Below are 23322 nucleotides of genomic sequence, written 5' to 3'. Positions count from 1 at the left end.
CCCCCTCACAGGCTGATGTCGTGCTCGCCGCCCGCGAGCGCGACGGCGCCGCCGATCTCGACGTCGAACCGGAAGCGGTGCTCCAGGCAGGCGCGCAGCAGGTCGAGCATCCGCCGCGTCCCGTCGTCGGCCGCCGGGTCCGCGCAGGCCGCGGCGACGAGCTCGAGGTGCCGGGGGACGAAGGTCGCCATGGGGCGCCGCACGAGCGTGGGCACCTCCAGGAGCCGCAGGTCGAACAGGTCGATGGCGCCGTCGCGGTGCCCGACGGCGAGGAAGTCCCCGCGGGGCGACACCGTCAGCCCGGACGGCTTGCCGGACCGGGCCGACGCGTGCACGCCGCCGGCGGACAGGTCCCGGCCGTCGAGGAAGTGCAGGTCGCCCTGCCCGTCCGCGGCGATCACCTGGCCGGAGGCGGGGAGGACGCCCAGGCCCGCGAAGCCGGGGAGCTTCGCGTGGGGCCACGTGCCCCGCCGGTCCCCGAGCGGCACGCGCGTCAGCGTCCCGTCGTGCCCGGCGCAGACGACCGCGTCGGGACCGGCGAACGCGATCCGGGCGGTGGCCGACCCGGCATGGAGGGGGCGGGCGCGGCCCGCGGCGGGGTCGAGCAGGTGGACCGAGCGGCCGAGCAGGGCGAGCCGTCCGGTGCCGCGGTGCGCGGCGAGCCGCCGGGGCCACTGGCCGCGGCCCAGCCCGAAACCGGCGACGGTGCGGGCGTCGAGGCCGCCGGCCGCGTCGCCGAACAGCAGCCCGCCGTCCCGGGTGCCCGCCGCGAACGCGCCGTCCCCGGTCAGCGCGAGGCAGTCGGCCGCGCCGGACGCCGTGTGCAGGACGCGCGTGCCGCCGCCCGCGCAGCGCACGAGCCGGCAGTGGGCCTGCCCGTGGTTCGGGTGCTCCCCGGCGACGAGGACGCCGTCCCCGAGGTGCAGGACGCTCCCGACGGACGCGCCGAACCCGTCGTAGCGCTCGGCGAGCCCGGCGGTGCGCAGGTCGAACACGCCCGCGACCTTGTTCATGCCCGCGACGGCGAGGAACGGGCCGTCGGGCGCGAACGACACGTCGTTGACGCGGCCCTGGAACCGGTAGGTCGCCTGCGGCGCGGTCCGCTCCGGGCCGAGCCGCAGGCGTTCCGCGCCGGCCGCGACGGCGCCGGGATCGGTGTCGCGCAGCATCCCGAACAGGCGGCGCTCGTCGTCGCGGCGGGGCGCCCAGCCGTCGAACAGCCGGACGAGCTCGACGCACGCGGTGACGGAGACGTCCTGCAGGAACGACCACAGGTCGTCCCACTCGCGGCGGCGGGCGAGCTGCTCGGCGAGGTACCGGGTCTCCTCGGCGGTCATGTCCGCGACGCGGGCGCCGCCGTCGGCGCCGACGATGACGCGGACGAGGTCGAGTTCGCCCGCGGCGAGCATCGCCTCCCGCAGGCGGGCGCGTTCGTCCTCGGTCGCGGACGCGTAGGCGAGCGCCAGCAGGCTCCCGTCCGGGTCGAGGGCGCGGTGCTGCGCGGCCTGGCCGGTGGCGGTGAAGAACAGGGCGCGGCGCACCGGGTCGGCGGGGGCGAGCCGGTGCTCGGCGCAGAACCCGGCGGCGCGCCGGTCCGACAGCGCGCGGGTGCAGAGCTCCTCGACGAGGGCGCGGTCGCCGGAGCGGCGGGTCAGCATGGTGAACTTCTCGGCGGCGACCGTGCGGAGCGGGTGGCGGTCGAGGAGCAGCGCGTCGAGCAGGGCGCCGCGATGGTCCAGCAGGACGGCCGGGTCCGTCGCGACCGCGACGACGGTCAGCGCGGCGTGCCGCCCGGTGGTCGCGGGCCGTCCCCACCGCAGCAGCGCGTCGCCCGTCGCGGGGTCGGGGGCGTCGGGCGCGTCGAGCCACGCGTGCCACAGCGCGTCGAGGACGGGCGCCGGGGGCGGCGTGCCGTTCTCGAGCAGGACGGTCCGCAGGGGCGTCCCCGGGCCGGTGTCGGCGAGCCACAGCGCCGCGAGCATCGGCCCGGCGGCGTTCCGGCAGTGCGCGGCGGCCCGCTCCCGGACGTCGGGGTCGGCGTCGGCGAGCAGCGCGGGCGCCCACTCCGCCGCGAAGCCGGGCCAGTCGGGGAGCCGGTCCAGCAGCGCGAGGGTCTGCAGCCGGGCGGGGGGCTCCGCCGCGACGGCGCCGGTGTCCAGGACGGCCCGGCGCAGGCCCGGATCGCGGGTCTCGGCCCACCACGCGCCGAGCGCCGCCTTCGCCCGTCCGGCGAGCCGGTGGCCGGGCGTCCCCGCGATCCGGACGACCCCGGCGCGGGCGTCCGGGTCGCCGTGCGACGCCGCCGCGAACAGGCGCCGCGCCGCCCACCCGCCTCGGGGGCCGCGCCGCGCGCTCGCGGCGGTCCACCGCTCGGCGCGTCCCTTCTTCCGCGTCATCCCGCTCCTCCCAGGCCGATGTCGTGCGCGCCGCCCGCGGGCCGGACGGCGCCGCCGACCTCGACGTCGAAGCGGAACCGGTGCTCCAGGGCGGCGCGGAAGAGGTCCAGCAGCGTCCGTACGCCCGGGTCGTCGACCTGCTCCCGGGCGGCCGCGGCGAGGTCGGCGTGGCGCGGCAGCGGTTCCGCGAGCGGCCGCCCGAGGACGCCGCCCAGTTCCCGGAACCGCAGGTCGAACACGACGAGCTCGCCGTACACGTGCCCGGTCGCGAGCAGCGCCCCGGAGGGCGACGCGGCGACGCAGGTGGTCCCGGGGCGGGACGCGAAGGAGGGCGGCTCCGCGCCCGGCCGGCTCGCGTCGATGAGGCGGATCTCGCCGTGGATGTCGGCGGCCGCGACGCCGCGGTGGATCGGCGCCAGGCCCGCGCAGCCGTCGCCGCACCGCAGCACCGTGCGTTCCGCCCCGCCGCCCACCGGCAGGAACGCCACCGACCCGTTCCGTTCGGCGTAGGCGACGGTGTCCGCGTCGGCGTAGGCGGCGCGGACGGGCCGCTCGGCGGGATGCAGGATCTCGGCGCGCCCGCCCGCCGGGTCGATCAGGTGCACCGCCCGGTCGACGACCGCGAGCCGCGGCGTGCCCGGATGCGCGGCCACCGCGCGGGGCCGCATCCGCGGGTCCAGGCCGAAGCCCGCGAGGCTCCGCACCGTCACGTCCCGCCCGTCCGGCCCGCCGAGCATCAGTTTCCCGGCGGTGGTGACGGCGGCGAAGCCCCCGCCGTCGCCGGTGCGGGTCAGCGAGGTGACGGCGCCGTCGGCCCGGTACGCGGTCCGCGCGCCGCCGGGGGCGCAGCGGAACAGCCGGTGCGGGCCCGCGTCGGCGCCCGCGCCGACGAGCACGGTCCCGTCGCCGAGGAGCAGCACGCGGCCCGCGGCGTCGAAGCCGCCGTGGCGGCCGACGCGTCCGCCGGTGCGCGGATCCAGCACGTGGACGGTCCGGTCGAGGCACGCGACGGCGAGGAGCGGGCCGTCCGGCAGACCGGGACCCCGCTCGGGGGAGAACGACAGGTGGTGGATCCCGGCGGGCATCCGGAACATCTTCCTGGCGGGCGGCTTCGCGTGCCCGTCGCGGAAGCGCCGCAGCGCGTCCCGGACGGCCATCGGGGTGACGCCGCGGTACAGCTCGAACAGCCGCCGGCCGTCGTCGTCGCGCGGCCGCCAGTCACCGAACAGCCGCACCAGCGCCGTGCCCGACTCGAGGCGGACGTCCCGGACGAGCGACCACAGGTCGCCCCAGGCGCGGCGTTCGGCGAGCCGCTCGCCGAAGTACGCGACCTCGTCGCCCGACATGTCCGCGACGTGGGCGCGGTGCGCGCCCGTGACGACCGTCCGGACGAGGTCGAGGTCCCCGGCGGCCAGCAGCGCCCCGCGGGCCCGGGCCCGCTCGTCCGGCGGCGCCGCCGCGTACGCGAGCGCGAACAGCGAGCCGTCCGGATCGAGCGCCCGCCGCTGCCGGTCCCGGCCGGTCAGGGCGAACAGCCACGCGCGCCGGACCGGATCCCGGGGGACGAGCCCCCGCGTGCGGCACCGCTCCGCGAGCTCCGGGTCCCGGATCGCCAGCTCGCACGCCGCGTCGATGATCGCCTGGTCGCCGCGCGCGATCGTCCGCTCCGCGGCGAGATCGGCGAGCGCGTGCCCGTCGAGCAGCGCGGCGGCGAGCGCGGACGCGTCGTGGGCGCCGGGCCTGCCCACCGCCAGGGCGGTCACCGCCGCGAGCCGCTCCCCGGCCGCCGAGCGCCCCCAGCGCAGCAGCGCGTCCCGCAGCGGGCCCGGGCCGTCCCGGGCGCACTCCTCCCACAGGGCGTCCAGCTCCGGGTACGGCGCGGGCGCCGGGTTGGCCAGGAGCGCGTCCCGCAGCGGCGTCCCCGGGCCGGTGTCGAGGTCCCACAGCGCGTCCAGGACGGCGCCCCGGGCCTCGCCGCAGAACGCGGCCGCGCCCTCCCGCACGCCCGGGTCGTCGTCGCGGAGCAGGCCGGGCACCTGGTTCGCGACGTGCGCGCCCCAGTCGTCCGTCCGCCCGAGGAGCGCCTGCGTGATCAGCCGTCCGGGACGCACGAGCGCGACCGCCCCGGTGTCGAGGACGGCCCGGCGCAGCTCCGGGTCGCGCGTGTCGACCCACCAGCGCGCGACGTACGAGCGGGCCTGCTCGCACCGCGGATGCTCCGGCGTCCGCGCGATCCGGACGACGCGGTCCCGCGCCTCCGCGCGCGTCGCGCCGTCGCGTGCGGCGTCCGCGAGGAGGCGCCGCCACGCCCGCGCGCCCGCCCGCCCGCGCCGCGCGCTCGCGGCGAACCGCCGCTCGGCCCTCGATCGTCGCATGACCGTCCTCACAACCCGATGTCGTGCTCGCCGGCGTCAGTCCGGACGGTGTCGGCGAGTTCGGTGCCGGCGAGTTCGACGTCGAGGCGGAACCGGTGTTCCAGGCACGCGGCCAGCAGCCGCAGCGCGGCCGGCCCGGGGCCCGGCGGCGGGTCCGCCGCCGCGCCGGCGACGACCGCGAGGTGCCGGGGCAGCGCGTCGGCGAGCGGGCGGCACACCAGCCCGGCGGCCTCCACGGCGCGCGGGTCGAACACGTCGACGGCGCCCGCCGCGTCCGCGGTCGCGAACAGGTCCCCGCCGGGCGCGGCGGCCAGGAACTCCGGCGCCGGGCCGTCCGGAGGCGGGCGGCGGGCGACGACGCCGAACGTCGAGCCGTCCAGGACGGACAGGGCCCCGGTCTCGTCCAGGACGACCGGCCTGCCGGTGCCGGCCAGGACCTCGACCGCGCGGAAGCCGGAGGTCCGCGCGCGGGCCGTCCAGCGGAAGCCGTCCTGATCGAAGGCCCCGCCCCCGGACACCCGCAGCCGAGTGACCTCACCGCCCTCCTCGACGCAGACGAGCGTGTCGGCGTCGAGGAACGCCATGCCGCCGAGCGGGGCCCCGGAATGGGCGGTCAGCGTCCGTTCGATGCCGGGGCCGAGCAGCCGCAGCGTCCGCCCGAGCACCGCGAACCGGCCCGACTGCGGGTGCGCGGCGACCGTCCGCGGCACGTCCAGCGGGTCCGGCCCCGGCCCGGCGGCGGGCCGGTACGCCGTCCAGCCGCGGTGCGGGACGCCGCGCAGCGGCCACCGGTGCGTCGTCGCGACGAACCCGCCGCCGCCCGTCGCCGCGAGGGACGTGACGGTGCCGACGTCCTCGCGTTCGGTCGCGGCGCGGCCCCCGGCGCAGCGCACCAGGCTGTCCCCGGCACCGGCGATCAGCGCGTCGCCGAGATGCAGAAGCGCGCCGACCGGCCCGCCGAGGCCCGTGTACCGGTCCGCGATCCCGCCCGTCCGCACGTCCAGGACGACGATCGTCCGGTCGGCGGTCGCGACGGCGAGGAGCGAGGAGCTGGGAGCGAACGACAGCGCGGTGACGCCGTCGCCGACCGTGAAGCGGCGCCGCGCGATCGCGAGCGGGTCGTCGGCGAGGGCCCGCACGCCCGCCCGGACGTCGTCGGCGTCCGCGTCGCGGAACAGGGCGAACAGCCGCCGCTCGTCGGCGTCCCGCGGCGCCCACCCGTCGAACAGCCGGACGAACTCGACGCCGAGGGCTATCGGCAGCTTCTGGATGAGCGACCACAGTTCGTCCCATTCGCGGCGTCCGGCGAGCCGGTCGGCGAGGTACCGGGCCTCGCCCTCGGGCAGTTCCCCGATGCGGGCGCGGCGGTCCTCGCCGAGGATGACGCGGACGAGGTCGAGGTCGCCGGCCGCGGGCATCGCCTCCCGGAGGCGGGCGCGCAGGGCGTCCGAGGCGGCGGCGTAGGCGAGGGCGAGCAGGCCGCCGTCCGGGTCCAGCGCCCGGTACTGCGCGGCCTGCCCGGTGACCAGCAGGAACGCGGCGCGCCGGACCCCGTCGTAGGGGACGAGCCCGTGCCGCTCGCACAGGTCGGCGACGCCCGGGCGTTCGAGGGCGCGCTCGCACGCGTCGTCGGCCAGGTCCCGGTCGCCGGACGCGGCGATCTTCCGTGCGGCGATCTCGCCGAGCGGGTGCCCGTCGTGGTCGATCGCGTCGAGCAGCGCCCGCCGGTACGCCCTCCCGGCGAGCCTGCGGTCGGGCAGCGGGCCGGCCTCCGCCGCCGCGACGTCGCGGAGCGGGCGGCCGGAGCGGTCGAGGCCGTCCAGGAGCGCCGCCCGGTGCCGGTGCGCGGGCCCGCCCTCGCCGTCGTCGTTCACCGCGACGATGCTCGGCGGTGCGAGGCTCCGGCCGGTCGCGGGCCGCCCCCAGCGCAGGAGCGCGTCCGTCAAATCTGCGGTGGGGGCGTCGAGCCACTCCGACCACAGGGTGTCGAGCCGCGGGGCGGGCGGCGGTCCGGCGTTCTCCAGCAGCACGGCGCGCAGCGGCGTCCCCGGGCCCGTGTCGGCCTCCCAGAGCGCGTCCCGCATCGGGCCGGACGCGCCGCGGCAGAACCCGGCGGTGCGTTCGCGGACGTCCGGGTCGGGGTCGGCGAGCAGGTCCGGCGCCCGCCCCGCCTCGGCCGGCGGCCACTCGTCCAGCCGGTCCAGCAACGCCAGCGTCAGGAGCCGCGGCGCGCCCCCCAGCGCGACCGAGCCGGTCTCCAGGACGATCCGGCGCAGGTCCTCCTCCCGCCGGGCCGCCCACCGGCACGCGACGGCGTCCCGGGCCAGGTCGCGCAGCCGGTGGCCCGGCGTGCCCGCGATCCGGACGACGCCGCCGAACGCGGCCTCGTCCCCGCGCGCCGCCGACGCGAACAGCCGCCGCGCCGCGCGCCGCCCCCGCATCCCGGACCGCTCGGACAGCCTCGTCCGGCGCTCCGCGCGCCTCCCGCCGTCCATCGCACCGCCCTCCTCACAGGCTGATGTCGAACTCTCCCGCGGACAACCGGACGGCGTCCCCGAGCTCGACGTCGAACCGGAACCGGTGCTCCAGGCACGCCTCCAGCAGCCGCAGCGCGACGCCCGCGCCGCGCCGCGTCGGCGGGTCCGCCAGCGCGGAGCCGACGGCGCCGAGATGCCCCGGGACCAGGCTCGCCACCGGCCGCCCGACGATCCGCGGCACCTCGTGGACGCGCAGGTCGAACAGGTCGGTGCCGCCGTCGGCGTTGCCGGCCGCGAGGAAGTCGCCGCCCGGCGACACGGTCATGCCGGTGCGGTTCTCGGCCGCCTCCGGGCGGTGGACGGCCGTCGGTTCGAGCGTGCCCGCGTCGAGGACGTGCAGGCCGCCGGCGTCGTCCGCGACGACGACCTCGCCGGTCCGGGGCAGCGCGACCATGCCGACCGGCCCGTACACGCCGAGCCCGGCGTGCGCGACCTCCTCGAACGTGTCGCCGGTCCTTCGCAGCCGCCGCACGGACCCGTCCCGTCCGGCGCAGACGAGCGTGTCGGCGTCGGCGAACGACGCCCACGCGACCGCCGGTCCGGGCGGCGTGACGGCGGCGACCGGGCCGCCGCCCGGCGCGGTGACGGCCACCCGCCGGGCCACCACCGCGATCCGCCCCGATCCGGGATGCACCGCCACGGACCTCGGCCAGCCGTCCTCGCCCAGCCCCAGCGCCGCCACCGGCCGGGACTCGACGGACCCGCCCGGCGCGCCCACGAGCAGCCGCCCGTCGCGGGTCCCCGCGACGAACCCGCCGTCGCCCGCGCGCGCGAGGCACGTCACCGACCCGGCCGCCGTGTGCAGGGCCAGCGCCTCGCCGCCCGCGCACCGCAGCAGCCGGCAGGGACGGTCGACGCGGTTGGTGCGCTCGGCGGCGACGAGCGCGCCGCCCCCCACGTGCAGGACCCGCCCGACGGACGACCCGAACCCGTCGTACCGCTCGACGAGCTCGGCCGTCCGCAGGTCGAACACGCCCGCGACCCGGTTCGTGCCCGCGGCGGCGAGGAACGGGCCGTCCGGCGCGAACGACACGTCGTTGACCCGGCCTCGGAACATGTAGCGGGCCTGCCGGGTCACCCGGTCACGGAGGCCGTCCAGATGTTCGAGGGCGCGGGCCAGCGCGTCCGGGTCCGTCGCCCGGTACAGCTCGAAGACGCGGCGCTCGTCCGCGCCGCGCGGCGCCCACTCCCCGAACAGGCGGACCAGGGAGACGCCCGTCGCGATCGGGAGGTCCTGGACGATCGACCACAGACCGTCCCACTCGCCGCGCCCGGCGAGCTGCTCCGCGAGGTACGCGACCTCGCCGGGCGACATGGACTCGACGCGCGCCCGCCGGTCGTCGCCCACGATGACCCGGACCAGGTCGAGGTCGCCCGCCGCGAGCATCGCCGTCCGCATCCGCTCCCGCTCGGCGTCCGTCGCGGACGCGTACGCGAGCGACAGCAGGCTCCCGTCCGGATCCATCGCGCGATGCTGCTCGGGCCGACCCGTGAGCAGGAAGAACACCACCCGCCGCATCGGGTCCTTCGGCGCGAACCCGTGCTTCGCGCAGATCGCCTGAAGGCCGCGGTCGTCGAGCGCCCGGTCGCACAGCTCGTCCACGAGCGTCTGGTCGCGCAGGGCGACGGCCTTCTCCTCGGCGATCCCGCAGAGCGGATGGTCGCCCAGCGTCAGCGCGTCGATCAGCGCCGCCCGGTTCCGCGGGTCGCGCAGGACGTCCGGGTCCGTGACGACCGCGACGGTGCTGAGCCGCGCGGCCCGGCCGCCGACCGCCGGGCGCCCCCACCGCGACAGCGCCGCCCAGAGCGTCCCGTCCGGACGGGCGAGCCACGCGTCCCACAGCCGGCCCAGCGGACCGGACGTCGGCGGCTCGCCGTTCGCCAGCAGCGCCGCGTACAGCGCCGAACCCGGTTCCGGGCCGAGCGCCCACAGCGCGCGCAGCATCGCCCCGGACGCCTCCACGCAGAACGCCCTCGCGCGCGCCCGCACGTCCGGGTCGGGGTCGGCGAGCAGCCCCGGCACCGCGCCCGCCTCGCCCGCGGTCAGGTCCGTGGCGAGCCGTCCCGCCAGCGCGAGCGTCACCGCCCGCGCGGGCGGCTCCGCCGCGACCGCGCCCAGCCGCACCGCGCACTCCCGCAGTAGCGGGTCCCGGGTCTGCGCCCACCACGCCGCGACCGTGTCCAGCGCCCGCTCCCGCAGCCGGTGCTCCGGCGTCCCCGCGACCCGCGCGACCGCCTCCCGCACGTCCGGGTCGCGGCGCCGCGCCGCCGCGAACAGCCGCCGCTCCGCCCACCGGCCCCGCGGCGACCGCCCGGCGGACGCGTCGGCCCACCGGTCGGCCCGCGGCCTCATGCCAGTTCCAGCCGCACCTGGTGCTCGGCGGCCTGGGACGCCTCCGCGAACGACGCCGACTGCGCCCGCCCGTCCCGCAGCCACGACCGCAGGTCCTCGATGCGCTCGCGCTGCGACCGGCTCAGCGGGACGAGCCGCTCGATCGCCGCCGCGACGTCGTCCGTCGTGATGTCGCGCGGACCGTCCGCGAACGCCCGGTACAGCGCGTCCACGATCGCCTGCTCGATCTCCGCGCCGACGTACCCGTCCGACAGCCGCGCCAGCCGCATCACGTCGAACGCCGCCGGGTCCCGCAGCCGCTTGCGCAGATGGACGTTAAGGATCTCGCGGCGCTCGCTGTCGGTCGGCAGGTCCAGGAAGAACACCTCGTCGAACCGGCCGCGCCGCAGCGTCTCCGGCGGCAGCGCCCCCACGTCGTTCGCGGTCGCCACCACGAACACCGGCTCCGTCTTCTCCTGCATCCACGTCAGGATCGTGCCGAACACCCGCTGCGACGTGCCGCCGTCCAGCCCGCCGGACGCCATCGACTTCTCCAGCTCGTCGATCCACAGCACGCACGGCGACACCGTCTCGGTGATCTTCAGCGCGAGCCGCAGCCGCTCCTCCGACTCGCCCACCAGCGAGCCGAACAGCGCGCCGACGTCCAGCCGCAGCAGCGGCAGCCGCCACAGCCCGCTGATCATCTTCGCGGTGAGGCTCTTGCCGGTCCCCGGGATGCCGATCAGCGCCATCCCCTTCGGCGCCGGCAGCCCGAACTTCGCCGCGTCCTCCCCGAACGCGCTCTCCCGCAGCGTCAGCCACTCCTTGAGCAGCTCCAGCCCGCCGACGTCGTCGAGCGTCTCCTCCGCGCTGTAGTACTCGAGGGCCTGCGACGCCCGGATGACCGCCTTCTTCTCCTCCAGCACCGCCGGGATGTCCAGCTCGTCCAGCACCTTGTCCCGGACGATCGCCTTGGAGAATGCCCGCCGCGCCTGCGTCGCCGTCAGCCCCAGCGCCGCCTGCGCCAGCCGCCACCGGCCGTGGTGCGTCAGGTCGCACTCCACCCGCGTCTGCCGGATCAGCTCGTCCAGGTCCTCGCGCAGCTCCCACAGGTTCGGCAGCGGCATGTCGAGGACGACCACGTCGTCGCCCAGCTCGGCCGGGACGTCCGCCGAATACGTCGTCACGACCAGCGACGCGTACGTCGACACCAGGCTGTGCGCGAGGTTGCGCAGCTTCCGCTTCACCGCCGGGCTCTTGTGCCAGAACTCGTGGAAGTCCTTCAGGACGTAGAGGTCCTTGCGGTTCGGGTTGTCGCGGGTCAGCTCCGCGATCTTGTCGAGGGCCGCGTCGGGCGTCGGCGCCGTCGGCATCGTCCGTCCGTCCCGCGACACCAGCCCCCGCGCCACGTCCCACATCACGAGGTCGGACTTCGCGGACGCGTCCCGGCCGACCCGCACCTCGTTGAGGACCTCCAGCGCGCGCTGCTCCTCCACCGTCACCAGGACGATCATCGGGACCCGCGCCCGCAGGTACAGGTTCAGGTCATCGTGAACGCTCATCGGTCTCCTCGGCGCCCCTCGTTCTCCCAAGCGTGCATGCCCGTGACCGAAACGGTCCCGTCCGCGGAAATGACGATCTCGCTCTCCGGCACCCCGGCGAAATCCTCCGGCCCGTACCGCCCCGTGATCGCCCAGTACTCCTTGTTGGACGACCCGCGGAGCCCGGCGCCGATCCTCAGCCGCGCGTTGTACCGTCCCGCGATCACTATGTCGGCCTGTTCGACGGCCGCGGACAGCCCCGGGTTCGCCTCGATCTCACGCCGCGCGAAACCCGTCAGCACCACGATCCCGAGCCCCGACGGCCGCACCCGCCCGCAGAACTCCCGCAGCGCCTCCGGCTGCTCCAGCGGCTCCCCGCCGCTCACCGTGACCCCGTCGATCCCGGACGTCGCGAGCACCTCGGCCGCGACGTCCTCGACCGTCCGGACGTCCCCGCCCGGCCCGTGCGTCTCGGGGTTGAAGCACCCGGCGCAGCCGAGCGTGCAGCCCTGCGCCCAGACCACGAACCGCGTTCCCGGCCCGTTCGCGGCGCTCCGCGACAGCGTGGCGTGGACCCGCCACGTCAGTGCCACAACCGGTCCTGCTGCTCTTCCCCGGTCTCGTTGTACGCCTCGGCCGTCAGCTCCTGCGCCTCGACCTCCCCGCCGAGCATCCGCACGAGCTCCTCGGTCGTCGCCAGGCACGCCATGCCGTCGACCCCGGTCACATGGATCTCGACCTTGCCGTCCGGCTTGATCGTCACCTCGACGGTCTCGTCCATCACACCCCTGCCCGCCGGAGGACGACCCTGATCTCCCCGGACTCCTCGGTCCTGCTGGAATCGACCTCGAAACCGCGCTCCCGCAGCGTCGAAACCGTGCTCACCAGCGCGTACTTCTGCTTCAGTTCCCGGACGAACTCTCGCTCGGTCGTCCCGCGAACGCCGTACCAGTCGGCGACGACCTCGTAACCGTTCTTCGCATTCACGAACCCGATCTCGTGATCGCTCCGTCCCGGGCGAATCTTGAACTCCGCGTCCGTGCGCTGACCCAGCCATCCGCGCACGCCCCGCCCGGTCGACCGGACCTCGTGGCCCATCTCCTCCAGCGCGCGCCGCAGCACCGTCCCGTCGGCGAACCGTGTCCGCACTCTCGTGAAATGCGACAACCCCGACCTCCCGAATTCGCGAGCCCGCCCAGCATATGGCGACACAATGACACCGAACAGGCATTTCTCCGCACTGTGGCCGCGGCGGCCGAACCGGGCCCGCGGTTTCGGCGTCCCACACAGCAGCCGACAAAGGGGGCGACCGCGATGAGCTGGGGGATCTCGGGCTTTCGCGAGGTGCGCGAACTGGGGCGCGGGGCGCAGGGCCGGGTCGTCCTGGCCCGGCACGTGACCGGCGGGCCCCCGGTCGCGATCAAGTACCTGTCGCCGGGCTCCGACCCCGCCGCGCGGGAGGTGTTCCGGCACGAGGCCCGGATGCTCGCCCGCGTCCGCCACCCCAACGTCGCGCGCCTGTACCGCCTGTTCGAGGACGCGACCGGCGCCGCGCTCGTCATGGAGGTCGTGGACGGCGTCTCGCTCAAGCGCGTCCTCGCCGACCGCGGCGCCCTCACCCCCGAGGCGTCCCTGCTGCTGCTGAAGGGGTCGCTGCTCGGCCTCGCCGCCGCCCACGCCGCGGGCGTCGTCCACCGCGACTACAAACCCGCCAACGTCGTCGTCCGCGCCGACGGGCTCAGCAAGCTCATCGACTTCGGCGTCGCCGCCCGCACCGGTGGCGGCGGCCGCGTCGGCACCCCCGCCTACATGGCGCCCGAGCAGTGGCGCGGCGAACCCGTCACCCCCGCCGCCGACGTCTACGCCGCCGCCTGCGTCTTCTACGAGTGCGTCACCGGGCACCGCCCCTACGCGTCCCGCACCGGCCCCGACCTCATGGCGGCGCACGTCCACGCTCCGGTGCCCGCGGACGACGTCCCCGCGCCGCTGCGCACCCTCGTCGCCCGGGGCCTCGCGAAGTCGCCCGCCGACCGCCCGCCCGGCGCCGCCGCGTTCGCCGCCGAACTCGAGGACGCCGCCACCCGCGCGTACGGCCCCGGCTGGGAAGACCGCGCCGCCCGCACCCTCGCCGTCGCGGCCGCCGCCCTGGCCTCCGCCTTCCCCCTGACCGCCGCGGCCCTCCCGGCCGGACCGCCGGACGCCGCAGGCGCCGACCCGGCGGGAACGCTCACGGGCCCCGACGGATCACCGGACGTCGCGAACGCCGACCCGGCGCGGACGCTCGCCGAACCGGACGCGCCCCTCGACGAACTGCCGGACGTGCCTGCGGACCTGCCGCCCGATCTGGGCGCGGCACCGGGCGGCGGCATACCGGCGCCAGCAAAAGCGGCCCTCGCGACGGCGGCGATCGTGACGGCCGCCGTGGTCGCCGCGATCATCTTCGCGACGCCCGACAGGGACGACCCCGCCCGCCGCGTGGCCGAGACCCCGACGGCAACGGCGACGGCGGCAACGACCGCACCCCCGCCCCCGACACCGTCACCCCCGTCCACCACTCCAACACACCCGGCACCGACACCAACGCCCACGCACACACCGACCCATACGACCCCGACACCGACCCACACACCCCCGCCCCACACCACCCCGACACCCACGCACTCCACACCGACACCCGCGCACGAGTCCGAAACGGCCACGCCGTCCCACCCCTCGTCCCCGCCCACCGACACCCCCACGCACCGGTCGCCGCCCACCGGCTGACAAGACCAAGGGGCACGTGGGACCCGCCGAGCCGACAGGGACAGCTTGTGGACGGTGCGCACCGAAATGCCCAGCCGAGACATGCAATGCGTCGAGGTTCCAGAGCTGGTACGGAAACCGGTAGTGGACGGCGCCCGGGGCGCCGTCAGCGTTTGAGGACGCCGGTCAGGCCCGCGACCACGGCGGTGGTGAGGACCCAGCCGGCCGCAATGAACGCCCAGGTCCAGTACTGGGCGGCGTCGCGGGCCCGCCAGGCCTTCTGCTGGCCCAGGTCGATGATCGGGAGCAGGACGTCCAGGGCGTAGCCGAACGCGTTGAAGGCGGGGCCGCGGGGGTCGGCGCGGGTGACGTCGTGGGGATGGGCCTCGGCGAAGACCCAGGTGCCGAGCAGGAGGAGACCGGCGAGCCAGACGGCGGCGAGCCAGGTGCGGTAGCCGTGGCCCACGGTCACCTGCAGCAGCCCGTTCGCGAGCCTGCCCGCCGGGGGCAGCACCGTGCGCCGCCGCCGCTGCTCGGCGGCCGCGACCCGGCGCGCGGACCGTTCGTCTCCCGCGCGCCGGTAGGCGGCCGCGAGCTGCTCGTAGAGCCGGGGCGCGTAGCCGCCGGGGTCGCGGGCGAGCCATCGGAGCCGGTCGGGGACGCCGACCGCCGCGGCGCGCGGGCCGAAGCCGTCGTAGGCGAACCCGTGCAGCCGGATGGCATCGGCCCAGGTCGCCGGGTCGTCGTCGAGGGTGCCGACGCGGGCGCCGGTGAGGTCGACGTCGCCGTCCGGGCGGCGGCGCGGCAGCAGGATCAGGGCGCCCGCGGTCACCCCGCCGGCGTCCAGCCGGCCGGTGAGCGCGGCGCCGGTCAGGTCGAGGTCGCCGCCGACGCGGGCGCCGGCCAGCCGGGTCTCGCCCTGCGCGGTGAACCCGCCGGTGGCGATGACGTCGCCGTCCGCGGCGAGGCCCGCCGCGTCCAGCGCCCGTCCGCCGGGTGCGCTCAGGTGCGCGCCGGCCAGGACGAGCGACGCGCGGACGCACGCGCCGGGCAGGCGCGTCTCGCCTTCGGCCGCGAGCGCCTCGGCCAGCACGCCGTCCTCGACGGTGAGCCGGTCGGCGGTCAGCGCGGCGCCGCCGGGGTTCGACAGCCGCGCGCCGCTCAGGTCGAGCCGCCCGCCGATGCGGGCGCCGGGCAGGCGCACCTCGCCGTCGGCGGTGAGGTCGCGGCAGAACACGTCGTGCCCGGCGGTGAGCCGGGCGGCGGCGAGCGCGTCGGCGCCGGGCGCGGCGAGCCGCGCGCGGTCCAGGTGCAGGGTGCCGCCGACGGCGGCGCCGCGCAGGTGAATCTCGCCGCGGGCCTCGAGGTCCCGGCAGTCGAGGTCGTCGTCGACCGCGAGGCCCGCGCCGGACAGCGCCGTCCCGTCCGGGTTCGACAACCGTGCGCCGGACAGGGCGAGCCGTCCGCCGATGCGGGCGCCGTCCAGGACGACGGGTCCCGTGGCGGCGAGGCCGGTGAGGTCGAGATCGCCGGTGGTGCGCGCCTGCGCGGCGGTCAGCCCGGGGAGGCGGCAGCCGGGCAGGCGGATCGCGGGCGCGGCGCAGCCGTCCAGGACGACCGGCCGGTCGAAGCGGCAGTCGGCGAGGAGGAGCGGGCAGGGCGGCTCGAGCGCCTCCAGGTCGAGCGCGCCGGTGATGCGGGCGCCGCGCAGCTTCACCGCCCGGAGCCGGACGGGACGGTGCCCGGCGAGCAGGTCGACCAGCAGATCGGCCGGCACGGTGCGGGCGGGGGCGTCACCGGTGCGGAGGTCGACGAGCGCGCCGCGGGCGGCGGCGCGGGCGAGCCGTTCGGCGGTGTCCTCGTCGTGCGGGGCGGTCATCGCAGCGGGCTCCCTGAGTGTTTCCGGCCATGACACCATCCCGGCGCGATCCGGAACAGCCCGCGACGCCCGGCTCATGCTCGTCTAGATTGACCTAAATTTGGTGTTGACACATTGATGTGCCTGACATAACTTTCGCCCCTGTCGGCGCCGGTGCGGCGCCCCGAGCGTGAAGGAGTCCTGCTTGACGAGCGATCCGAAGACCATCGACGCGGCGGCCGAGTTCGATCGGCAGGTGGCGAACCTGGAGGCCGCGGTGCCGGACGCCGGACGGTTCGGGGCGCTGGTCGCCCCGCTGCGGGACGTCGCCGCGGGGCTCGGGAGCGTCGAGGTCGACGCGGCGGCCGGGCGGCTCCCGTTCGTCCTCGTCGTGACGCGGAACGTCGTCCCGATCGAGGAGTCGATGCCCCGCACGACCCTGCACGGGAAGAAGAAGCCCGGGTTCGTGGACCGCTCCTTCGAGCCGGGCTCCCTCGAACGGTTCGTCGCCGTCGAGGAACTCCCGGACCCGGACGCCTACCTGCTGTTCGACGTCGAGCGGGGCGAGGAGTTCTGCGGCGAGGTGCCGAACGACGCCATGGACGTCATCGCGAAGCGCGGTCGGACCCCGCTGACGATCGAGGAGGGCGTCGCGCTGGTCACCCACTTCCCGGAGGTGCTCGTGAAGAACAAGTGCTTCTCGCTGGGCGGCTCGCGGTGCGGCGACCGCCGGGTCCCCGCGATCTGGATCAGCCAGAGCGCGCCGAAGCTCGGCTGGTGCTGGGCCGGGAACCCGCACACGTGGCTCGGCATGGCGTCCGGCGGCGCGCGCCGCGCGTGACGTGCGCACCGTACAGGTGGGCCGGGTCCGATCGCTGTTCTAAGCTGGTGTGATGCCCAGCACATCGTCGCGCCGGCTGCCGCGAGGGCGGCACGCGCTCGCCCCGGAGGAAGTCGCCCGGATCCAGCGGGAGCGGCTGTGCCGCGCGATGGCCGAGGTCATGTCCGAGAAGGGCTACGCCGCGACGGCCGTCGAGGACGTGCTGAAGCACGCGGGGGTGTCGCGGCAGACCTTCTACCGGATCTTCTCCTCGAAGCAGGACTGCTTCCTCGCGTCGTTCGAGATGGCCTGCGCGGTGTCCCTGGACCGGGCGCTCGTCCCCGCGGACGGCGAGGACCCCCTGGAGCGGTGCGAGCGCGCGCTCGACCACTACCTGCGGACGGTCGCCGCCGAGTTGCCCTTCGCGCGGCTGTTCCTGGTCGAGGCGTTCGCGGCGGGCCCGGAGGCCATCCGGCGGCGGGCCGCGCGGGAGGCCGACATGGCGGCCGCGCTGGCCGGGTTGCTGGGCGTCGCCGACGACGCCGGCCGGTTCACCTGCCGGACGGTGGTGTCGGCGATCTGCGCCATGGCGGCCCCGCCGGTGGCCCGCAAGGACCTGGACGCCCTGCACGCCGTCGGGCCCGCGATGATCGCGCACGTCCGGCGCCTGTGGGACGCCGGCGCGTTCGGCGCGGGCACCGGCCGGCGGGCGTGAGCACTCCGCCGATCGCCTCTGCCGCGACGGCTCCTTTGTAACGCGGGCCACAAAACGGCGACGCCAGGTCCGCGGCCAGACCTATTGGAGTAAGCGTCTACTTGCCCTAGGGTCAGGAGGCCGTCACCCGGACGGCCAGGCCCGTCGGGGCTCTGGGGGCGATCCAGAGGGGCCGGGGCACGACGAAGGGTAGCTCCATGTCCACCACAGTCCGCCGGCTCATGCGCACGGCGATCGCCTGCGGGATGGGGGTCGCGCTGACCGCGACCGCCCTGCAGGCGCCCGCCGCGGCCGCACCGCCGGTGTTCGCGCCTCCCGCCGAGGACCCGTTCTACACGCCGCCGCGGCCGCTTCCCGCCGGGCAGCCCGGCGACGTCATCCGCTCCCGCGCGTCGCACTTCACCATCGACCCCTTCGGCCGCGCGCCCGTCGAGGACGTCACGTCCACGCAGGTCCTGTACCGGACGCAGGACGCGCAGGGCGACCCGATCGCCGTGTCCGGCACCGTGCTCGTCCCGGAGACGCAGTGGGACGGGCCGGGCGAGCGGCCGCTCGTCACCTACGGCGTCGGGACCCGCGGCCTCGGCGACGCGTGCGCGCCCTCGTACACCCTCACGCAGGGCCTCGACTACGAAATGTTCTTCATCTCCGACGCGCTCAACAAGGGCTGGGCCGTCGCGGTCACCGACATGCAGGGCCTCGGCACCCCCGGCCTGCACACCTACGAGGTCGGCAAGGCGCAGGGCAAGGCGGCCCTCGACATGGCGCGGGCCGCGCAGCGCCTCCCCGGGACGGGCCTCGCCGGAAGCCCCGTCGCCGCGATGGGCTACTCCCAGGGCGGGACGACCGCCGGCTGGGCCGCCGAGCTCGCCGCGTCCTACGCGCCCGAACTCGACCTGAAGGGCGTCGTCGCGGGCGGCGTCCCCGCCGACCTGCGGGCGGTCGCCGCGAACCTGGACGGCAACCTGTTCGCCGCGTTCATGTTCATGTCCGCCGCCGGCTACGACGCCGCCTACCCCGAACTCGACCTCGAGTCGTTCCTCAACGACGCGGGCCGCACGCTGATGGAGACGGCGTCCGACACCTGCATCGCCAGCGTCGACGGCATCGCCACCTTCGCCGAGACGGCGTTCAAGAAGGTCGGCGACTTCACCACCGGCGACCCGCTCGCCACGCCGCAGTGGCGGGCGCGGCTGGACGGCAACAAGCTCGGCTCGACCGCGCCGACCGTCCCCGTGCTGCAGACGCAGGCGGTGTACGACCAGATCATCCCGTTCGAGCAGGCGGACACGCTGCACAAGGCGTGGTGCGCGAAGGGCGCGAACGTCACCTGGAAGACCTACACGATCGCCGAGCACGCCACCGGCATGCTGTGGTCGTGGCCCGACGCGGTGAACTTCCTCACCGACCGGTTCGCCGGGAAGCCCGCGCAGGGCAACTGCGCGGCCTGACGCCCCAGGGACCTGGGCCCCTCCGGGGGCTCAGGTCTCGCGCCGCCACGCCTCCGTGATCAGCCGCCGGACCTCGGGCTGCGTGACGGGGGAGAGGCCGCGCCGCTCCCGCTCCCGGCACACCGACGTCATCTCCACGTCCGGCATGCCGCACGGGACCGCCCACGTCCACGGCTCCGGGTCGGCGTCGACGTCCATCGCGAACCCGTGCGCGCTGACGCCCCGCGAGATGTACATCCCCAGCGAGACGATCTTGCGGCCCTCGGCCGTCCAGACGCCGGTCAGCAGCGGGCTGCCCTTCGGGGTGTCGCGCCGCTCGGCCGGGATCCCCAGCTCGCCGAGCACCGCCACCAGGATGTGCTCGATGTCGCGGATCAGCCCGACCACGTCGGCCGGCTCCGCCAGCTTCAGCACCGGATACCCGACGACCTGCTCCGGCGAGTGGTACGTGAGCTTCCCGCCGCGCCGCGTCTCCACGACCGGGATGCCGTGCGCCGGATCGGGACGCTCGTGCGGCGGCGTCCGCCGGCCCACCGTGTAGGTGCGGGGGTGCGACAGGAGCCAGAGGGTGTCGTCGATCCGGTCCTCCTGCCGGTCGCGCACCATCCCGTCCATGGTCGCGACGGCCTCGGTGTACTCGACGACGCCGCTCTCGATCACGCGCAGCGGGTGATCGTCGCGCCGCCGCGCCGCCAGCCCGCTCACCAAATGTCCGTGCACGCCGCGAAGCCTATCCGCGGGAACGCGCGATGGAATGCCCCCGGGACTCCCGGGAACTCCGGGGCCGGACTGACAGATCGGCGTGGCGCGCGGTACTGTCGATGTCAGGCCGAGAGGCGCTGCAACGGGTGGACGCCCGCCACGCTCGGCCCCACCGACTCCGGTTGAAACAAGGGCGCCTCCCACGAACGACTGGGAGGTGGCAGTGAAGACGGTCCCGACGACCAGCGAAGCCCTGCGGAAGCTGCTCGACGAGCGCATCGCCGTCCTCGACGGAGCCTGGGGGACGATGCTGCAGGGGGCCGGCCTCACCCCCGAGGACTACCGAGGCGACCGCTTCGGCGGGCACCCGCGCGACGTCACCGGCGACCCCGACCTGCTGAACCTGACCCGTCCGGACGTCATCCTGGACGTCCACCGGCAGTACCTCGCGGCGGGCGCCGACATCACCACCACCAACACCTTCACCGCGACGAGCATCGGCCAGGCCGACTACGGGCTCGAGTCGCACGTCCACGAGATGAACGTGCAGGGCGCCCGGCTCGCCCGGCAGGCCGCCGACGAGGCGGGCGGGCGGTTCGTCGCGGGGTCGGTCGGCCCGCTGAACGTGACGCTGTCGCTGTCGCCCCGCGTCGAGGACCCGGCCTACCGGGCCGTCACGTTCGACCAGGTCCGCGAGTCCTACGCCGAGCAGATCGCCGGTCTCGCCGAGGGCGGCGTCGACCTGCTGCTGATCGAGACGATCTTCGACACGCTGAACGCGAAGGCCGCGATCGCCGCCGCCCGCGAGGTCGCCCCCCACCTGCCGCTGTGGATATCGGTGACGATCGTCGACCTGGCCGGGCGGACGCTGTCCGGGCAGACCGTCGAGGCGTTCTGGCGGTCGGTCGAGCACGCCGAGCCCCTCGTCGTCGGGCTGAACTGCGGCATGGGCGCCCAGGAGGTGCGCCCGCACGCGGAGGAGCTCGCCCGGATCGCCCCCACCTACACCGCGACGTATCCGAACGCGGGCCTGCCGAACGCGTTCGGCGGCTACGACCAGACGCCCGAGGAGATGGGCGGCCTGCTCGGCGAGTTCGCCGGGGAGAGCCTGGTCAACGCGGTCGGCGGCTGCTGCGGGACGAGCCCCGAGCACATCGCCCGGATCGCCGAGGCCGTCCGCGGCGCCGCGCCCCGCGCCGTCCCGGACGTGCCGTCCGCGCCCCGCTTCAGCGGCCTCGAACCGTTCCAGATCGGCGCCGACACCGGCTTCGTCATGATCGGCGAGCGGACGAACGTGACCGGCTCGGCCCGCTTCCGCAAGCTGATCGAGGCGGGCGACCACCAGGCCGCCGTGGACGTCGCGCTCGACCAGGTGCGCGGCGGCGCGAACCTCCTCGACGTCAACATGGACGCCGACCTGCTCGACAGCGAGCGGGAGATGACGACGTTCCTCAACCTGATCGCGACCGAGCCGGAGGCGGCCCGCATCCCGATCATGGTGGACAGCTCGCGGTGGAGCGTCATCGAGGCCGGGCTGAAGACCGTCCAGGGCAAGGGCGTCGTCAACTCGATCAGCCTCAAGGAGGGCGAGGAGCCCTTCCTGGAGCAGGCCCGCCGCATCCGCGACTTCGGCGCCGGCGTCGTCGTCATGGCGTTCGACGAGGTCGGGCAGGCCGACACCGCCGACCGCAAGGTCGAGATCTGCGGCCGCGCCTACGACCTGCTGACGCAGAAGGCCGGGTTCCCCGCCGAGGACATCATCTTCGACCCGAACGTCCTCGCCGTCGCCACCGGCATCGAGGAGCACAACGGGTACGCGAAGGCGTTCATCGAGGCGCTCCCGCGGATCAAGGAGCGCTGCCCCGGCGCCCGCACCAGCGGCGGCATCTCCAACCTGTCGTTCTCCTTCCGCGGCAACGAGATCGTCCGCGAGGCGATGCACTCGGCGTTCCTGTTCCACGCGATCCGCGCCGGGCTCGACATGGGCATCGTCAACGCCGGCCAGCTCGCCGTCTACGAGGACATCCCCGCCGACCTGCTCGAACACGTCGAGGACGTGCTGTTCGACCGGCGCCCCGACGCCACCGACCGGCTCGTGTCGTTCGCCGAGACCGTCAAGGGCAGCGGGACGAAGCGCACCGTCGACCTGTCGTGGCGCGAGGGCCCGGTCGAGAAGCGGCTCGAGCACTCGCTCGTCCACGGCATCGTCGACTTCGTCGAGGCGGACACCGAGGAGGCCCGGCAGAAGGCCGCCAAGCCCCTGGACGTCATCGAGGGCCCGCTGATGGACGGCATGAAGGTCGTCGGCGACCTGTTCGGCGCCGGGAAGATGTTCCTGCCGCAGGTCGTCAAGAGCGCCCGCGTGATGAAGCGGTCCGTCGCCTACCTCGAGCCGTACATGGAGCAGGAGAAGGAGGAGGCGCGCAAGGCGGGCCTGCTCGACACCTCCCGCGGCAACGGCAAGGTCGTCATGGCGACCGTCAAGGGCGACGTCCACGACATCGGCAAGAACATCGTCGGCGTCGTCCTCGGCTGCAACAACTACGACGTCGTCGACCTCGGCGTCATGGTGCCCGCCGCGAAGATCCTGGACACGGCCGTCGCGGAGAACGCCGACGCCGTCGGGCTGTCCGGGCTGATCACCCCGTCCCTCGACGAGATGGTGTCCGTCGCGTCCGAGATGCAGCGCCGCGGGATGAACCTGCCGCTGCTGATCGGCGGCGCGACCACGTCCCGGCAGCACACCGCCGTGAAGATCGCACCGGCCTACGACGCGACGACCGTGCACGTCCTGGACGCGTCCCGCGTCGTCGGCGTCGTCTCCGACCTGCTCGACCCGGAGCGGGCCGCGGCGCTCGCCGAGTCCAACCGCGCCGAGCAGGACCGGCTGCGCGCCGAGCACGAGACGAAGCAGCGGCGGCCGATGCTGAGCGTCGAGCAGGCCCGCGCGAACCCCGAGCGGGTGTCGTTCGACGACCTGCCGACCCCCGACTTCACGGGCGTCCGGATCGTCGAGCCCGACCTGACGACGCTCCGCGAGATGATCGACTGGCAGTTCTTCTTCCTCGCGTGGGAGCTGAAGGGCAAGTACCCGGCGATCCTCGACCAGCCCGTCGCCCGCGAACTGTTCGACGAGGGCAACGAGCTGCTCGACGACATCGTCAAGAACGGGTCGCTGAAGCCGCGCGGCGCCTACGGGTTCTGGCCCGCGCACTCCGAGGGCGACGACATCGTCCTGGACGGCGGCCCCCGGTTCCCGATGCTGCGGCAGCAGACGCAGAAGCCGACGGGGCGGCCGAACCGCTGCCTCGCCGACTACATCGCCCCGTCCGGCGACCACCTCGGCGGGTTCGCGGTGACGATCCTCGGCGCCGAGGACCTCGCCGCCCAGTACGAGGCCGACAACGACGACTACAAGTCGATCATGGTGAAGGCGCTCGCCGACCGGCTCGCCGAGGCGTTCGCCGAGTACGTCCACCTGAAGGCCCGCCGCGACTGGTTCGAGCCCGACGCCGACCCCGCCCTCGAGGACCTGCACGCCGAGCGCTTCCGCGGCATCCGCCCCGCCCTCGGCTACCCGGCGAGCCCCGACCACAGCGAGAAGCGCGACCTGTTCGAGCTGCTGGACGCCGGGCGCATCGGCATCGGCCTCACCGAGTCGTACGCGATGACGCCCGCCGCCAGCGTCAGCGGGCTGATCTTCGCGCACCCCGACGCGCGGTACTTCACCGTGGGCCGCATCGGCCGCGACCAGACCGCGGGCGCCCGACCCGGTGGCCGAGACCCGCGTGGACTTCACCCCGGACGTCGACTTCACGCCCGACGTGACGGTGCGGCCCATTTGGCGGCTGCT

General features: G+C 75.6%; 15 protein-coding genes. 5 read left to right on the top strand and 10 right to left on the bottom strand.

The genetic code is table 11. From position 1 onward, the window contains the following. Positions 1–5 precede the first annotated feature (5 nt). From AB0L25_RS38235 to AB0L25_RS38200, 8 genes are read right to left on the bottom strand one after another with little or no spacing between them, the layout of a single operon-like run. Positions 6–2396, bottom strand: coding sequence for a hypothetical protein (locus AB0L25_RS38235; protein WP_500178183.1), 2391 nt, complete (start codon positions 2394–2396; stop codon positions 6–8). After that, a complete protein-coding gene (locus tag AB0L25_RS38230; RefSeq protein WP_500178181.1) occupies positions 2393–4771 on the bottom strand; it encodes a hypothetical protein in 2379 nt (792 codons plus the stop codon). The genes AB0L25_RS38235 and AB0L25_RS38230 overlap by 4 nt, the downstream gene beginning before the upstream one ends. Before the next feature lie 8 nt (positions 4772–4779). After that, positions 4780–7266 carry a WD40 repeat domain-containing protein gene (locus tag AB0L25_RS38225; protein ID WP_500178179.1) on the bottom strand — a complete coding sequence of 829 codons (2487 nt, stop codon included), beginning with the start codon at positions 7264–7266 and terminating at the stop codon, positions 4780–4782. 13 nt (positions 7267–7279) lie between these two features. Continuing rightward, entirely contained in the window at positions 7280–9661 is a 2382-nt protein-coding gene (locus AB0L25_RS38220; protein WP_500178177.1) for a WD40 repeat domain-containing protein, read from the bottom strand. Beyond that, complete coding sequence (locus AB0L25_RS38215) at positions 9658–11202, bottom strand: Ycf46 family AAA ATPase (RefSeq protein WP_500178176.1); 1545 nt, start codon at positions 11200–11202, stop codon at positions 9658–9660. The genes AB0L25_RS38220 and AB0L25_RS38215 overlap by 4 nt, the downstream gene beginning before the upstream one ends. Beyond that, positions 11199–11774 (bottom strand): 4Fe-4S single cluster domain-containing protein, encoded by a 576-nt coding sequence (locus AB0L25_RS38210; protein WP_500178175.1) that lies wholly within the window; start codon positions 11772–11774, stop codon positions 11199–11201. The genes AB0L25_RS38215 and AB0L25_RS38210 overlap by 4 nt, the downstream gene beginning before the upstream one ends. Beyond that, positions 11765–11962 carry a DUF2997 domain-containing protein gene (locus AB0L25_RS38205; RefSeq protein WP_034516479.1) on the bottom strand — a complete coding sequence of 66 codons (198 nt, stop codon included), beginning with the start codon at positions 11960–11962 and terminating at the stop codon, positions 11765–11767. Before AB0L25_RS38205 ends, AB0L25_RS38210 begins: the two co-directional genes overlap by 10 nt. Beyond that, positions 11962–12330, bottom strand: a complete 369-nt coding sequence (locus AB0L25_RS38200; RefSeq protein WP_500178173.1) for a DUF1257 domain-containing protein — start codon at positions 12328–12330, stop codon at positions 11962–11964. Before AB0L25_RS38200 ends, AB0L25_RS38205 begins: the two co-directional genes overlap by 1 nt. 165 nt (positions 12331–12495) lie before the next feature. Here AB0L25_RS38200 and AB0L25_RS38195 point away from each other — a divergent pair, with 165 nt between their 5' ends. Beyond that, entirely contained in the window at positions 12496–13944 is a 1449-nt protein-coding gene (locus AB0L25_RS38195) for a serine/threonine-protein kinase (protein WP_500178171.1), read from the top strand. Positions 13945–14089: 145 nt separating this feature from the next. On the opposite strand, the gene AB0L25_RS38190 is transcribed toward AB0L25_RS38195, so the two are convergent. After that, positions 14090–15802 (bottom strand): hypothetical protein, encoded by a 1713-nt coding sequence (locus tag AB0L25_RS38190; protein ID WP_500178169.1) that lies wholly within the window; start codon positions 15800–15802, stop codon positions 14090–14092. 184 nt (positions 15803–15986) lie between these two features. Here AB0L25_RS38190 and AB0L25_RS38185 point away from each other — a divergent pair, with 184 nt between their 5' ends. The 3 genes from AB0L25_RS38185 (at position 15987) to AB0L25_RS38175 (ending at position 18767) form a co-directional block, all read left to right on the top strand. After that, the gene (locus AB0L25_RS38185) at positions 15987–16622 is read left to right on the top strand and encodes a DUF5701 family protein (protein WP_500178167.1); all 636 of its coding nucleotides are present in this window, start codon (positions 15987–15989) and stop codon (positions 16620–16622) included. Positions 16623–16674: 52 nt separating this feature from the next. Further along, positions 16675–17316, top strand: a complete 642-nt coding sequence (locus tag AB0L25_RS38180) for a TetR/AcrR family transcriptional regulator (RefSeq protein WP_500178166.1) — start codon at positions 16675–16677, stop codon at positions 17314–17316. Positions 17317–17513: 197 nt separating this feature from the next. Further along, a complete protein-coding gene (locus AB0L25_RS38175) occupies positions 17514–18767 on the top strand; it encodes a lipase family protein (RefSeq protein ID WP_500178165.1) in 1254 nt (417 codons plus the stop codon). A gap of 30 nt (positions 18768–18797) precedes the next feature. Here the strand turns inward: AB0L25_RS38175 and lipB are convergent, their stop codons facing one another. Next, positions 18798–19487, bottom strand: coding sequence for a lipoyl(octanoyl) transferase LipB (lipB, locus tag AB0L25_RS38170; protein WP_500178163.1), 690 nt, complete (start codon positions 19485–19487; stop codon positions 18798–18800). Positions 19488–19686: 199 nt separating this feature from the next. Here lipB and metH point away from each other — a divergent pair. Beyond that, the coding region (gene metH, locus AB0L25_RS38165; protein ID WP_500178161.1) for a methionine synthase at positions 19687–23322 on the top strand (3636 nt) is incomplete at its 3' end.

The sequence above is a fragment of the Spirillospora sp. NPDC052242 genome (assembly GCF_040679555.1).
Taxonomy (GTDB): domain Bacteria; phylum Actinomycetota; class Actinomycetes; order Streptosporangiales; family Streptosporangiaceae; genus Spirillospora.
The sequence above is the reverse complement of the archived record's forward strand: the minus strand, read 5'-3'. Positions and strand labels throughout refer to the sequence as shown.